The following is a 14,376-nucleotide window of genomic DNA, read 5'->3' as shown; positions in this document are numbered from 1 at the left end:
GCCATGCAGCAACAACACGAGAACCGGCAGCACGGCCGCTGCCTGAATCTTCAGTTCCACAATTATGCCCGTGAATTCCCGCGCCGGATTCACGGGACACCCGGCCTTACTGGCTGCGTCCAGCCGTCAGGTAGCCGATCACGGCGGGCAGGATTTCGGTACGCACGCTGGTCGGCGAAACTCCGCCATACCCGGTCAGGACTACCGCCTTGATGAGCGCCTTCATGATGCGCTGGACCACGAAAGCGGCCATATCCAGATCGGGCGGGGTGATCATGGCGCGATGCTTTTCCAGCACGCGGCGGATGGCTTCAAAGAAGCCCTGGCGGATCTCTTGCGATACCGGCAGGTTGTAGGCGGGGAATTCCTCTTCGAGGATGCGATTGAGTTCCGGTTCCAGCAAGTGCGCCGCCACCAGTGCATTGATCAACTTTTCGAAGTCGCCCGAGAGCGTGCCGTTGGCGTCGATATGCGCCACCACATCCTCGAACAGGGTGAGCATGCGCGTGCCGTGGCGCTCGCGCAGCGCAAAGATCAGCGAATCCTTGTTGGGGAAATACTGGTACAGCGAACCGACGCTGATGCCGGCCGATTCGGCCACGAGATTGGTATTGGTCTTGGCGTAGCCACGCTCGACCAGCACGCGCGACATGGCATCAAGGATGGTATCGACCATCGCCCGCGAACGCGCCTGGCGAGGTTCTTTTCTGGGTTGCAGTTTCATTGGCAGCTTTGGTAAGGAATTCGCCCGCCCCCGACGCGAATTCACAACGTGAGTGAATGTTCGTATATCACAGTATAATACGAAAAATGAGTTTTTACTCGCCGACCTTCGGATGGTACTCGTAAATTCCGGCAAGCGCTTGTTGCCTCATCCACCCGGTCCTGTAAGGCCTTGCTGCACATTGCGGACTGATTCGGTTGCCGCAGGTCGCAAAACTCGCCAAATAACTCGTATCGCCAAACATTTCTTCGTGGAGAATTCTATGAAACGCATCACCTCGCCCGCCACCCGGCCGCGGGCGAAGGCGGCCGGTGCCATGCTGGCCGCCCTGATCGGTGCCATCGGGCTGGCGGGCTGTGCCAGCTTCGCCGGCATCGGCAGCGACAAGCAGCCGGCACAGGCGCGCGACTTCAGCACGCAGCAGAGCCTGTCCGATCCCAATCCTGGCGCGCCCCACGGGCAATGGCCCGGCAGCGACTGGGTGCGCCAGTTCGGCGATGCCCAGCTCACCACGCTGATCGAGGAGGCCCTGGCCTCCAGCCCCAGCCTGCAACAGGCACGCGCCCGCATTGCTGCGGCCGCCGCCCTGTCCGAATCGCGCGGCGCACCGCTGCTGCCCAGCGTCGATGCGCAAGCCTCGGTGATCCGCAACCAGTTCTCCAGTACCACGGTCTATCCGGCGCCTTACGGCGGCAACTGGTACAACGAGAAAAAAGCGGGCTTGAACGTCGGCTATGAACTCGATCTCTGGAACAAGAACCAGGCCGCCCTGGAGCAGGCCATCTCCAGCGAAAAAGCCGCCCAGGCCAGCGAGCAGGAAGCGCGGCTGGCACTGACGGCCTCCATCGTCTCGGTGTACAGCCAGCTGGCAGCCCAATATGCGGTGCAGGACATCCTGCAACGCACCGTGCAGCAACGCAGCGCCCTCGAAACCATCACCGCCGACCGTGTACGCACGGGCCTGGACAGCCAGATCGAACGCAACCAGTCCCGCACCAGCAGCGCCGATGCGCGTGCCCAGCTGGAGCAAAGCGCCGGCCAGATCGTGCTGCTGCGCCAGCAGCTGGGCGCCTTGAGCGGCAAGGGTCCCGACCGTGGCCTGCAACTGGCGCCGCCCTCGCTGCAGAGCCTGTCCACTCCGGCCCTGCCGGCCGACCTGCCGTTGAACCTGCTGGGCCGCCGCCCGGACATCGTGGCCGCCCGCTGGCAGGTGGAAGCCGCCAGCCGGGGTGTGGATGTGGCCAAGGCACGCTTCTATCCGAACATCAACCTGAGCGCCATGATCGGCTTCGACAGCCTCATCGACAGCAATCCCTTCACCGCAGCCAGCAAGAGCATTGCCTTCGGCCCGGCGATCACGCTGCCGATCTTCGAGGGCGGCGCACTGCGGGCCGGGCTCAAGGGCGAATACGCCAACTACGAGCTGGCCGTAGCCACCTACAACAAGACCTTGAACGATGCCTATGCCGACGTGGCCCGCCAGATTGCGGCGATCCACTCCATCGACCGCCAGCTGCCGATCCGCCGCGAAGCCCTGCAGGCAGCCGAGCGAGCCTATGACCTGGCGCGTGAGCGCTATCGCCTGGGCCTGGTCTCGCAACTGACGCTGCTGTCGGCCGAAACGAGCGTACTGGCCCAGCGCCAGTCGCTGGTAGCCCTGCAAGCCCAGCGCCAGGACCAGCAGGTGGCGCTCTACAAGGCGCTGGGCGGCGGTTTCGACGCCCAGCAGGCCGGGCTGGCCTATGCCCCGGCGCAGTCGCGCTGAGCGCCGCCAAGGACTGCACCCGCCAGTGAACTGAACCCTGCCCGCCACCGGCTTCTCCACCCCGCCGCCGGTGAACGGGACGGCCCTGCCCTGTGGCAAGGCTGATCGACCGACTACAAAGAGATTGAACGGAGTCCTCCATGAGTGACAGCACCACCCAACAAAATCCGCAAACCAACGGCAACGGGAATGGCAAGCGCAAGCGCCAGCTGTTCCTGCTGACCCTGGTCCTGCTGGTGATCGCCGCAGCCTGTTTCCTGTACTGGTTCCTGCATGCGCGCTTTTTCGAAGAAACTGATGACGCCTACGTCGGCGGCAACGTGGTCCAGATCTCGGCCCAGGTTGGCGGCACCGTGGTGGCCGTGAAAGCCGACGATACCCAGGTGGTCAAGGCCGGCCAGCCGCTGGTCGCGCTCGATGCCGCTGATACAAAGCTGGCCCTCGATCAGGCGCAGGCCGCACTGGCCCAGGCGGTGCGCCAGACGCGCCAGCTGTTCCTGAACAATGACACCCTGGCCGCCAACGTGGCCGCCGCCGACACCAGCCTGGCGCGTGCGCAGGAAGACCTGCAGCGCCGCCAGGCCGGCCTGTCCTCCGGCGCGGTCTCGCAGGAAGACGTCTCGCACGCCCGCGATGCCGTCAAGAGTGCCGTGGCCGCGCTGGACCAGGCGCGTGCGGCCGCAGCGGCCAACCGTGCCCTGACCGATCACACCAGCGTGACCGAGCACCCCAACGTGCTGCAGGCCGCCACGGCCGTGCGCAATGCCTATCTCAACTATGCCCGCGTGAACATCGTGGCGCCGGTCTCGGGCTTCGTCTCCAAGCGCTCGGTGCAGGTCGGCCAGCGCATCGCGGCCGGCAATCCGCTCATGGCCATCGTGCCGCTGGAACAGATCTGGATCGACGCCAACTTCAAGGAAAGCCAGTTGCAGCACATCCGCATCGGCCAGCCGGTGGAAGTGGTGGCCGACGTCTACGGTTCCAGCGTCAAGTACAAGGGCACCGTGATCGGCTTCTCGGCCGGGACTGGCGGTGCCTTCTCGCTGCTGCCGGCGCAGAACGCCACCGGCAACTGGATTAAGGTGGTGCAGCGCGTGCCGGTGCGCATCGCGCTGGATCCGGAACAGGTGCGCGCGCATCCGCTGCGCATTGGCCTGTCCACCACCGCCACCGTCGACATCCATGGCGACGGCCGTGCCCTGGAAGCGGTACCGACCAATTACCAGACCAATGTCTATGACGACCTCGGCAAGCAGGCCGATGCCATCGTCGACCGCATCATCAGCGACAACGCCAGCGGCTTGCCGCAGCCACACAAGAGCAAGGCTGCAGGCGCACCCGTGATGGTGCCGCATACCTGAACCGATGCTGCCCTCACAGGACCTCCACTGGACAATGACTGAGCTCCATGGCCACTAGCCCCACTCCCCCCAAACCCTACACGCCACCGCCACCGCTGACCGGCGCCAGCCTGGTGCTGGGCACCTTGTCGGTGTCGCTGGCGGTGTTCATGAACGTGCTGGATTCCTCCATCGCCAACGTCGCCATTCCGACCATCTCGGGCAACCTGGGCGTGTCGGTCGACGAAGGCACCTGGGTCATCACCTCCTTTGCCGCCGCCAATGCCATCTCGATCCCGCTGACCGGCTGGCTGACCCAGCGGCTGGGCGCGGTGCGTCTGTTCGTCAGCTCGGTGCTGCTGTTCGTGCTGGCCTCCTGGCTGTGCGGACTGGCACCCACGCTGCCCATCCTGCTGGCCGCCCGGGTGCTGCAGGGGCTGGTAGCCGGCCCCATGGTGCCGCTGTCGCAGTCGCTGCTGCTGGGGGCCTACCCCAAATCGAAATCCTCCTTCGCGCTGGCACTGTGGGGGATGACGGCAGTGGTGGCCCCGGTGGCCGGTCCGGCGCTGGGCGGCTGGATCACCGACAGCTACACCTGGCCCTGGATCTTCTACATCAACGTGCCCGTGGGTCTGATCGCGGCCGGCATCACGCTGGCGATCTACCGCTCGCGCGAGACCCCGACTCACAAGCTGCCCATCGACAAGATCGGCCTGGCGCTGCTGGTGACCTGGGTCGCGGCCTTCCAGATCATGCTGGACAAGGGCAAGGACCTGGACTGGTTCTCCTCGCCCACCATCGTCACGCTGGGCATCATCGCGTTCATCGCCTTTGCCTACTTCGTGGTGTGGGAACTGAACAATGATCACCCTGTGGTGGACCTGCGCCTGTTTGGCCGGCGCAATTTTGCCGGGGGCACCATTGCCATTTCCATTGGCTACGGCGTCTTCTTCGGCAACCTGGTGATCCTGCCGCAATGGCTGCAGCAATACCTGGGCTATCGCTCGATCGACTCGGGCCTGTCGACCGCGCCCATCGGGGTCTTCGCGGTGATCCTGATGCCGCTGATCGGGCGATTCCTGCCCCTGGTGGATGCGCGCAAGGTAGCCACGGCTTCCTTCATCGGCTTTGCCATCGTGTTCTGGCTGCGCTCGCGCTACAACCTGGAGGTAGACCAGATGACCGTGATCCTGCCGACGCTCTTGCAGGGCATCCCCATGGCCATGTTCTTCGTACCGCTGACGGTGCTGCTGCTGTCGGGCCTGCCACCGGAGCGCATCCCGGCTGCCGCCGGCCTGTCTTCCTTCGTGCGGGTGTTCTGCGGCGCGGTCGGCACCTCCATCTCGACCACCGCCTGGAACAACCGCACCATCCTGCATCACGCCCAGCTGACCGAGCACGCCACGCCGTACAGCCCCTGGTTGCAGGAGACGGTCAACAACCTCAGCAGCACGCTCGGCCTGAATGCCGAACAGACGGCCGGGATGCTGGAGCGGACCATCACCTTCCAGGCGGCCATGCTGGGGATCAACGACATCTTCTATATCTCGGCGGTGATCTTCATCGTCATCATTCCGCTGATCTGGATCATCAAGCCCTCCAAGGGCGGTGCCGGCGCGGCGGAGGCCTCGGCCGCACACTGATGATCGTGCTTTGTCCCGGCTAGCGCAGCCGGGACAAACCGTGCTGCAGGCGGATGATGTCGATCAGCTTGCGCAGGGCCGGATGCGCATGACGCCGGTTGCTGTAGTACATGTGAAAGGGCTCGCTGGGCGCAGCCCATTCCTCCAGGATCACTTCCAGCGATCCCTCGTCGATTTCCCGGCTGATTCTTCCCTCCAACAGATAGGCAATACCGACCCCGGCCTTGGCCGCCGCGATGGTGGCGGCAGTATTGTTGATCGTCACCAGGCCCGGCACGCGGATGCGCCGTCTGTACTTGCCTTTTCCGAATTCCCACTGGTAGCTCGAATTGTCGCCCAGCAGCAGTTGCAGGCAGGTATGCTGCGCCAGGTCGTCCAGCGTGAGCGGCCGGCCGTGCCGGTCCAGGTACGCGGGCGAGGCCGCGGCCACCCAGCGATGCGCCCGCGTCAGGGGTGCGGTCACCATGCCCTCGGGCACATAGTGGCCGTAGCGGATGCCGGCGTCATAGCCTTCGCTGACGATATCGATGGGCTTGTCATCCACCACGATGGTCAGCTTGACCTTGGGACATTGCCGCACGAACTCGGGAATGGCCGGCTCGATCAGCAGATGGGCGGCGTCGGCGAAGACGTTGATGCGCAGCTCGCCGAGGCTCCCTTCTGCCGAGCTTTCCAGATGGCTCAGCGCTACCGCGATCTGCTCGAAGCCCTCCTCCAGCCTGGACGCCAGTTCGCTGCCGGCCACCGTGGGCGAGATGGCGCGGCTGGAGCGGTACAGCAACTGGGTATCGAGCCGCTCTTCCAGCCGCTTCATGGCGTGGCTGGTGGCCGAAGGCGTCAGGCCCAGCTGGATCGCGGCCGCCTTGAAACTGCCCGTGCGCAGGATGGTGACGAACACCCGCAGGTCGGAAAAATCGATATGGTCGAGCAGGGACATGGATGAATTTCAATCACTTCTAAAATGAATCAGGCTCATCTTAAACCAGCCGCCCTTGCGCGTGTGAGGCGGTATAACTACTGCTTTAAAAGGCATTGAAGGAGGACGGAAATGAAATCAAGACGCTTTGGCCGCACTGGCGCGCAAGTATCGGAAATCGGATTTGGCGCCTGGGCCATTGGTGGCTCGTGGGGCGACGTGTCGGCCCAGGATGCCAAGGCTGCCCTGCACGCTGCGCTGGACGCGGGCGTGAGCTTCATCGACACCGCCGACGTGTATGGCGATGGCCGCTCCGAACAGCTGATTGCCCAGGTCTTGAAGGAACGCGGCGGCGAGCGCCCGTTCGTCGCCACCAAGGCCGGCCGCCGCCTCTCGCCGCATGTGGCCAGCGGCTACAACAGCAAGCAAAACCTGATTGCCTTCATCGACCGTTCGCTGCAGAACCTGGAGGTGGATTGCCTGGATCTGGTACAGCTACATTGCCCGCCTACCGAGGTGTATTACCAGCCGGAAGTGTTCGGCCATCTGGACGATCTGGTTGCGGCCGGCAAGATCCGCCATTACGGTGTGTCGGTAGAGAAGGTGGAAGAAGCGCTCAAGGCCATCGAATATCCGAACGTGAAATCGGTGCAGATCATCATCAACATCTTCCGCCAGCGCCCGATTTCCCTGTTCCTGCAGGAAGCGCAGCGGCGCGACATTGCCGTCATCGCGCGCGTGCCGCTGGCCTCGGGCTTGCTGACCGGCAAGATGAGCGCACAGACCACCTTTGCCGCTGACGACCATCGCCAGTTCAACCGCCATGGCGAAGCCTTCGATGTCGGCGAGACCTTCTCGGGCGTACCTTACGACGTGGCCCTGGCGGCCGTGGAGAAGATTCGCACGCTGCTGCCGGAGGGGGTGCCCATGGCGCAATTTGCGCTACGCTGGATCCTGATGGAAAACGGCGTGAGCACCGTCATCCCGGGCGCACGCAACGTGCAGCAGGCGCAATCCAACAGCGCCGCCAGTGCGCTCCCGCCGATGACAGCCGAGGTGATGCAGGCGCTGCGTGAACTGTATCTGCATGACATTGCCCCGCACGTGCATCAACGCTGGTAATCTGTGGCCCCGCTTCATGTCATCAACAATAACCAAGGACACCATGAAACCCATCCAGCTCGCCATCGCTGGCGTCGGCAAGATCGTTTATGACCAGCACGCCCCTGCCATCAGCGGCAACGGGGATTTCCAGCTGGTGGCCACCGCCAGCCGCAACAACAGCATCGAGGGCGTGACCGCCTACAAGACCATGGCAGAGATGCTGGCCTCGGGCACGGCCATCGAGGCCATCTCGCTGTGCATGCCACCGCAGTACCGCTATGAAGCGGCCCGTGAAGCCCTGCGCGCGGGCAAGCATGTCTTCCTCGAAAAGCCGCCCGGCGCTACCCTCTCCGAGGTCGAATCATTGAAGAACCTGGCGGCCGAACAGGGCGTGACACTTTTCGCCAGCTGGCACTCGCGCCATGCACCTGCCGTGCAGGTGGTCAAGCGCCATCTGCAGGAACATGCGCCGCGCCAGGTCAAGGTGATCTGGCGCGAAGACGTGCGCCACTGGCATCCCGACCAGGAATGGATCTGGCAACCGGGCGGCCTGGGCGTATTCGATCCGGGCATCAATGCCCTGTCCATTGTCACCGAGATTCTGCCGCAGGCCATGTTCCTGAAGCAGGCTGCACTGGAAGTGCCGTCGAACCGCCAGACGCCGATCGCCGCACGCCTGGGCTTCACCGACGCGCTGGGCACCGACGTGCAGGCCGACTTCGACTGGCGCCAGACCGGTGAACAGACCTGGGACATCCTCATCGAGACCGACAGCACCCAGCTCCACCTGAAAAAGGGCGGACATGAACTGTCGATCAATGGTGCGCCGTGCGAACTGCCGGTGGAGGGCGAGTATCCCTCGCTGTATGCCTACTTCTGCAAATTGATCCGGAGTGGATCTTCGGATGTGGACGTGGCGCCGCTGCGGCATGTGGCCGATGCGTTCATGCTGGGGGAGCATATCGTCACGGACGCGTTCGTATAAAAAAACGCGACTATCGGGCAATTGCGGCTTCCCGATAGTCGCTTTGCGGACGGACTGTTCAACCCATCAAGTTCGCATGATGGAAGCGCAAATGATCTTCCATAAAACTCTCAATGAAGTAATACCCGTGGTCATATCCTGCATGCCGACGCAAGCTCAGCGGCTGTGACGCCTCCTTGCAAGCGGCCTCGAAACGCTCCGGCAGCAACTGCTCGATCAGGAATTTATCCACCAGCCCCTGATCGATCAGGATGCCCTGCGGGAAAGGCGCATACAGCTTGCGCATGAGCTCGCTGGCGTCATGCTCCTGCCAGCTCTCCTGATCCCCACCGAGGTAGTGACTGAAGGCCTTCTGTCCCCAAGGGCAGTGCACCGGCGCGGCAATCGGCGCAAAGGCCGAGACCGAACGGTACAGCTCGCGGTGACGCAAGGCCAGCGTCAACGCCCCGTGTCCGCCCATGGAGTGACCAAAGATCCCCATGCGCTGCGGGTCGGCCGGGAAGTTCTCCAGCACGGCCCGGCGCAGGTCCTCGACCACATAGCTTTCCATGCGGTAGTGCTGGCTCCAGGGCGCCTGGGTGGCGTCCAGGTAGAAACCGGCCGCCACGCCGAAATCCCAGTGGTCGCTTTCCCCGGCGATGCCGGCGCCGCGCGGGCTGGTGTCACTGCTCACCAGGATCATGCCCAGCTCGGCCGCTACGCGCTGCGCGCCGGCCTTGATCATGAAGGTTTCTTCGGTACAGGTCAGGCCGGCCAGGTAGAACAGCACGGGCAGCTTCGCACCGCCCTGGCTGCCCTGGGGCGGCACGAAGACCGAAAAGCGCATGTTCAGCCCGATGGCGGGCGAAGCATGACGATAAAAGCCCTGCACGCCGCCAAAGCAGCCGTGCTCGGAGAGGGTCTCCAGCATCGCGCTCTCCTCAGAACTCGACCACGGAGCGGATCGATTCGCCGCTCTTCATCAGGTCAAAACCTTCATTGATGCGCTCCAGCGGCAGCTTGTGGGTGATCAGGTCGTCGATGTTGAGCTTGCCTTCCATGTACCAGTCGACAATCTTGGGCACGTCGGTGCGGCCGCGTGCGCCACCGAAGGCCGAGCCCTTCCAGACGCGTCCGGTCACCAGCTGGAACGGACGGGTGGAGATTTCCTGGCCGGCAGCAGCCACGCCGATGATGATGGACTGGCCCCAGCCCTTGTGGCAGCACTCCAGCGCCTGGCGCATGGTGGTGGTGTTGCCGATGCACTCGAAGCTGTAGTCGGCGCCGCCATCGGTCATGCCGATGATGGCATCGACCACGTTGGGCACGTCCTTGGGATTGATGAAGTCGGTCATGCCGAACTTGCGGGCCATGGATTCACGGGCCGGGTTCAGGTCCACGCCGATGATCTTGTTGGCCCCCACCATCTTGGCCGCCTGGATGACGTTCAGGCCAATGCCGCCCAGGCCGAACACCACCACGTTCGCGCCCGCTTCCACCTTGGCGGTGAACAGCACCGCCCCCACACCGGTGGTCACGCCGCAGCCGATGTAGCACACCTTGTCGAAAGGCGCATCGGAGCGGATCTTGGCCAGGGCGATTTCTGGCACGACGATGTAGTTGGAGAAGGTCGAGGTGCCCATGTAGTGAAACAAGGGCTTGCCATCCAGCGAAAAGCGGCTGGTGGCGTCCGGCATCAGGCCACGGCCCTGGGTGGCGCGGATGGCCTGGCACAGGTTGGTCTTCTGAGAGAGACAGAACTTGCACTCGCGGCATTCGGGGGTGTACAGCGGAATAACGTGATCATCCTTTTTCAGCGACTTCACGCCCGGGCCGACGTCGACTACCACGCCCGCGCCCTCATGGCCGAGAATGGCCGGGAAAATGCCTTCCGGATCGGCGCCCGAGAGCGTGTAGTAGTCCGTGTGGCAGATGCCGGTGGCCTTGATCTCGACCAGGACTTCGCCGGCCTTGGGGCCGCCGAGTTCGACTTCCTCGATGGTCAAGGGCTTGCCTGCCTGCCATGCTACCGCTGCTCTTGTCTTCATAGGGATGGGTCCTTTGCTTGATGGGATGTGAAGTAAAACCGCCTGGCCGGCACGCCGCGTGCCGTCAGGAAAATTCAGTAAAAACGATGTTGCCAATGAACTTGCTGTCTGGACGGTATTATCGCATTGCAAACGAAAACGCATGAGTGAGGCTTTACGTCTTCCTGTTGATATCGTAACAAGTGAAAAATCACGTCTCGCATGAAAATCACACTGTCGCGTTGCGGCGACGTTGCGGGCTGGATGACAAAGCCTTTGGCTTGCGGTAAGGTTGCTACAAAACAAACGATGAACGTGGCGGGCAAGTCGGCTACTGATCAACGCAAAACAAGTACACAAAGCAAGGACAGGCGCTGTCAAGGCGCAGCAGGAGACGAGATGGCGTGTGAGCATCTCGCGTATCAACAAGTGGGGGCATCCACGTAACTTTTGCATCGGCATTCACACCGGGTGAGTGCCTGTGGCTTGCTGCTGCGACATGGCAGATCATTTCGGCCAGGTCGCAGGGCCATCGTTGCGCGGGTGCAGGGAACGCGCGAATTGCGTACGAAGGCTGTCGAAGCAGCCGTCCGGCATCTTGGCGGGCCAAGGGACGGCAGCTGTCTGCTGCCTAATGACAGGTGATGACAGGTGATGTGATATCGGTCACATGGGAAAACAGAACAAATCGCCGGGACGCCCAGGCAACACCCTGAAGACCTTGCTGCTGTTCGTGGGCTTCGTCGGGTCGTTCATCGTCGTGCAGACCTGGTGGGAGATCCGCCAGGACCGCCAGCTGACCATCGACGCCGAGCGTTTTAGCTCAATGGCGGCCGTACGCAGCGTGCAGGAACACGCCGAACGGGTATTTGGCGAGCTGGACCGCATGCTCTGGTCCACTGCCGAGCACATCCATAGCGCCGGTCCCGATCTGCTGGACGATGACCAGGCCTTGTACCGCCTGCTGTCGGAGGCACAGCAGCGCCTGCCCACCGTGATGGTGGTGCGCTACATCGACCGCAACGGCCATACCCGCGCAAGTTCGCTGCGCACCTTCGATACGACCAGTATTCCGGAAGACGGCAAGCTGACCCACGTGGATGGCAATCCGGCGCGGCCCAACCTGTTCGTGGGCCAGCTCATGCGCAGTCGCTACAACCGCGAGCTGGTGCTGCCGGTGGCCATGAACCTCTACGACGGGAGCAACCGGCCTGTCGGTCTCCTGGTGGCCGAGCTGAAGGCCTCGACCTTCTTCGACTTCTACAAGCGCATCACCAATTTCGAGGCCATCGTCTCGCTGCGCACCGATAGCGGCTCAATGATGCTGCGTTCGCCCTTCGAGGAGCGCTGGCTCAGCGTCAGCCTGACCGACGCCAGGAGCATGGCGCGCATCCGCGCCGGGGCGGAGGAAGGCACGTTTGAAGAGATTTCATATCTGACCGGCGAACCCCTGCTGTTCTCCTACAAGCGGCTGGACAAATGGTCACTGGTGGCGGTTTATGCACGGCGCATGGAAGACGTGCTGGCACCCTGGCGCAGCCGTACCGAAAACCGCATCCTGCTGGCCACCGGCATTCTCGGTTTCATCCTCATCGCGTTGATTGCCTTCCTGGTGTATTACCGCTACCAGCGACGCCTGGACCATGCGCTGTCGTCCAGCGAATACCGCTACCGCAAGCTCTACGAGGAAGGCAGTGATCCCATCGTGCTGATCTCTTCCGAGCTGCGCTATCTGGATTGCAATGCGGCGGCGCTGCGCTTCTTCGGCGTGCCCGACAAGGAGCGCATCATCGGCCGCAAGGTTGGGCTGTTCTCGCGCCAGAAGGCGCACCAGCCCGACCAGCCCGACATCGACGAACTGGTCGGGCGCGTCCTGTCGGGCCAGCCGCAGCAGTTCGAATGGGTGACGGTACGCCGCAACAAGATCATCTACACCGACGTCACCCTCAACCGCGCCGAATTCGAGCGCGGCTATGCGATCTTCGCCATCCTGCGCGACATCAGCGCACGCAAGCGCGCCGAGCTGCTGCAGAGCGAACAGAACCGGGTCCTGCACATGGTGATGGCCGATGAAGACCTCGATACCATCCTCAATGAAATCGTCGGCTTTGCCGATGCCCAGATTCCCTATGGCGCTTCCAGCGTGATGCTGGTCAACGAGCAGGCCTCGCACTTCACCTCGGTATTGAGCAAGCGCTACCCGCCGCGGCTGCTGCGCGCCCTGCAGGGCATGCCGATCCGTCATGGCTGCGGCGTCGCCGCCGAAGCGGCCTTGCGGCGCGGACCCTGCATCGTCACTGATATCGCCCGCGATCCGGTAACAGAGCATCTGCGGGTGCTCATCGATGTGGAAATCTACCCCTCTTGCGGCGCCTGGCCCATCATCGGCAAGGAAGGCCAGCTGCTGGGCGTGTTTGCCGCCCTGCTCAAGGAAAACCAGGCGCCCAGCAACGAATACCTGCAACTGGCCAACATCGCCGCCGACCTGGCTAGCGTGGCCATCGAGAGCCGCCGCGCCGACGAGCGCATCCGCCACCTGGCGCACTACGATGAGCTGACCGGCCTGCCCAACCGCTTCCTCTGCACCCAGCACGTCTCCAATGCGATCACCCACGCGGAACACCGCGACGGCATGGTGGCGGTGCTGCTGATGGACCTGGACCGCTTCAAGAACATCAACGATACCTTCGGCCACGAAGCCGGCGAAGCGGTGCTGCAGGAAATCGCCCTGCGTTTCCGCAGTACGCTGCGCGAACTGGACATCCTGGCGCGCGTGGGCGGGGATGAATTCATCGTGCTGGTGGATGACTTCGACGATCCGCTACAATTGGGCGAGATCGCACAGAAGCTGCTGGCCGAGGCGCGCAAGCCCTTCATCATCGATGGCCAGGAAGCCATGCTCTCAGCCAGCATCGGCATCGCCACCTATCCCGGCGATGGCGACAATGCGCAGACCCTGATCAAGAACGCCGACATCGCCATGTACCGCGCCAAGCACCATGGCAAGGATGACTATCGCTTCTTCTCCGATGAGGTCAACACCAATACGGTGGAGCGCATCGCGCTGGAAGCCGAACTGCGCCGTGCCATCGAGCGTGCCGAATTCGTGGTGCATTACCAGCCCAAGATCAACCTGGCCAGCGGCGTCATCGTCGGCGCCGAGGCCCTGGTGCGCTGGCAGCATCCGGTGCGCGGCCTGGTGCCGCCTGGGGAATTCATTCCGCTGGCCGAAGAAACCCGGCTGATCGACCAGATCGGCCTGGCCGTGCTGGATGTGGCCTGCCATGACATCGGGCTGATGCTGGAACGCGACCTGGTGTGCGGACGCATTTCCATCAACCTGACCGGCAGCCAGTTCGGTGACGCGCGCTTGCTGGACGATATCAAGAGCGTGGTCCAGCGCCACGGTACGCCACCGGCCTGCCTCGAATTCGAGATCACCGAGAGCATGGTGATGCACAACCGCGACCGCGCCATTGCCATCATGGATGGCATCCGTGCAGAAGGCTTCACCATCTCCATCGATGACTTCGGTACCGGCTATTCCTCGCTGGCCTACCTCAAGCGTTTCCCCGTCAATACGCTGAAGATCGACAAATCCTTCATCAACGACATCCCCGACGACGCCAACAGCAGCGCCATCGTGCAAGCCATCATTGCCATGAGCCACGCCCTGAACCTGAAGGTAGTGACCGAAGGCGTGGAGACCGAGAAGCAGTTGCAGGCCCTGCGTGAATTCGGTTCGGATGAATACCAGGGCTATTACTTCAGCAAGCCGGTACCCTGCGCGCAGTTCCTGCAGATGCTGCAGGTGCAGCAACAGGCCGCGCGCCGGGACAGCCAGATGCTGGTGACCGAGGGCGATCCGCCCTGAGCCCTGCGGGGTGACGCTT

General features: G+C 63.1%; 10 protein-coding genes. 6 read left to right on the top strand and 4 right to left on the bottom strand.

Annotation, left to right across the window (positions count from 1 at the left end):
• Nucleotides 1-106 precede the first annotated feature (106 nt).
• A complete protein-coding gene (locus ACVC5H_RS11340; protein WP_489622387.1) occupies nt 107-724 on the bottom strand; it encodes a TetR/AcrR family transcriptional regulator in 618 nt (205 codons plus the stop codon).
• 262 nt (nt 725-986) lie between these two features.
• Between ACVC5H_RS11340 and ACVC5H_RS11335 the strand changes: the two genes are divergently transcribed.
• From ACVC5H_RS11335 to ACVC5H_RS11325, 3 genes are all read left to right on the top strand, one after another.
• The gene (locus ACVC5H_RS11335) at nt 987-2,489 is read left to right on the top strand and encodes an efflux transporter outer membrane subunit (protein WP_489622386.1); all 1,503 of its coding nucleotides are present in this window, start codon (nt 987-989) and stop codon (nt 2,487-2,489) included.
• A 140-nt stretch (nt 2,490-2,629) separates the two neighbouring features.
• On the top strand, nt 2,630-3,850 hold the full coding sequence (locus tag ACVC5H_RS11330) for an EmrA/EmrK family multidrug efflux transporter periplasmic adaptor subunit (protein ID WP_489622385.1): 1,221 nt from the start codon (nt 2,630-2,632) through the stop codon (nt 3,848-3,850).
• A gap of 47 nt (nt 3,851-3,897) precedes the next feature.
• On the top strand, nt 3,898-5,472 hold the full coding sequence (locus tag ACVC5H_RS11325) for a DHA2 family efflux MFS transporter permease subunit (RefSeq protein WP_489622384.1): 1,575 nt from the start codon (nt 3,898-3,900) through the stop codon (nt 5,470-5,472).
• A gap of 19 nt (nt 5,473-5,491) precedes the next feature.
• Here ACVC5H_RS11325 and ACVC5H_RS11320 read toward each other — a convergent pair whose 3' ends face one another.
• Nucleotides 5,492-6,409, bottom strand: a complete 918-nt coding sequence (locus ACVC5H_RS11320) for a LysR family transcriptional regulator (RefSeq protein ID WP_489622383.1) — start codon at nt 6,407-6,409, stop codon at nt 5,492-5,494.
• Nucleotides 6,410-6,520: 111 nt separating this feature from the next.
• Between ACVC5H_RS11320 and ACVC5H_RS11315 the strand changes: the two genes are divergently transcribed.
• Together ACVC5H_RS11315 and ACVC5H_RS11310 are read left to right on the top strand one after the other, a co-directional pair.
• Entirely contained in the window at nt 6,521-7,510 is a 990-nt protein-coding gene (locus tag ACVC5H_RS11315) for an aldo/keto reductase (protein ID WP_489622382.1), read from the top strand.
• Between the two features lie 43 nt (nt 7,511-7,553).
• A complete protein-coding gene (locus ACVC5H_RS11310; protein ID WP_489622381.1) occupies nt 7,554-8,477 on the top strand; it encodes a Gfo/Idh/MocA family protein in 924 nt (307 codons plus the stop codon).
• 58 nt (nt 8,478-8,535) lie between these two features.
• On the opposite strand, the gene fghA is transcribed toward ACVC5H_RS11310, so the two are convergent.
• Both fghA and ACVC5H_RS11300 read right to left on the bottom strand, forming a co-directional pair.
• A complete protein-coding gene (fghA, locus tag ACVC5H_RS11305; protein ID WP_489622380.1) occupies nt 8,536-9,387 on the bottom strand; it encodes an S-formylglutathione hydrolase in 852 nt (283 codons plus the stop codon).
• Between the two features lie 10 nt (nt 9,388-9,397).
• Nucleotides 9,398-10,504 (bottom strand): S-(hydroxymethyl)glutathione dehydrogenase/class III alcohol dehydrogenase, encoded by a 1,107-nt coding sequence (locus ACVC5H_RS11300; RefSeq protein WP_017450265.1) that lies wholly within the window; start codon nt 10,502-10,504, stop codon nt 9,398-9,400.
• 649 nt (nt 10,505-11,153) lie between these two features.
• Here ACVC5H_RS11300 and ACVC5H_RS11295 point away from each other — a divergent pair.
• Nucleotides 11,154-14,357, top strand: coding sequence for an EAL domain-containing protein (locus ACVC5H_RS11295; RefSeq protein WP_489622379.1), 3,204 nt, complete (start codon nt 11,154-11,156; stop codon nt 14,355-14,357).
• Nucleotides 14,358-14,376 lie beyond the last annotated feature (19 nt).

The organism is Herbaspirillum sp. Her3, from assembly GCF_057961275.1.
This window is presented reverse-complemented; position numbering and strand designations above follow the sequence as displayed.

Bases quoted from the DNA above. Each gene is read 5' to 3' on its own strand.
- ACVC5H_RS11335 (WP_489622386.1), top strand. From the start codon at position 987: ATGAAACGCATCACCTCGCCCGCCACCCGGCCGCGGGCGAAGGCGGCC.
- ACVC5H_RS11325 (WP_489622384.1), top strand. From the start codon at position 3,898: ATGGCCACTAGCCCCACTCCCCCCAAACCCTACACGCCACCGCCACCG.
- ACVC5H_RS11330 (WP_489622385.1), top strand. From the start codon at position 2,630: ATGAGTGACAGCACCACCCAACAAAATCCGCAAACCAACGGCAACGGG.
- ACVC5H_RS11340 (WP_489622387.1), bottom strand. From the start codon at position 724: ATGAAACTGCAACCCAGAAAAGAACCTCGCCAGGCGCGTTCGCGGGCG.
- fghA (WP_489622380.1), bottom strand. From the start codon at position 9,387: ATGCTGGAGACCCTCTCCGAGCACGGCTGCTTTGGCGGCGTGCAGGGC.
- ACVC5H_RS11295 (WP_489622379.1), top strand. From the start codon at position 11,154: ATGGGAAAACAGAACAAATCGCCGGGACGCCCAGGCAACACCCTGAAG.
- ACVC5H_RS11300 (WP_017450265.1), bottom strand. From the start codon at position 10,504: ATGAAGACAAGAGCAGCGGTAGCATGGCAGGCAGGCAAGCCCTTGACC.
- ACVC5H_RS11310 (WP_489622381.1), top strand. From the start codon at position 7,554: ATGAAACCCATCCAGCTCGCCATCGCTGGCGTCGGCAAGATCGTTTAT.
- ACVC5H_RS11320 (WP_489622383.1), bottom strand. From the start codon at position 6,409: ATGTCCCTGCTCGACCATATCGATTTTTCCGACCTGCGGGTGTTCGTC.
- ACVC5H_RS11315 (WP_489622382.1), top strand. From the start codon at position 6,521: ATGAAATCAAGACGCTTTGGCCGCACTGGCGCGCAAGTATCGGAAATC.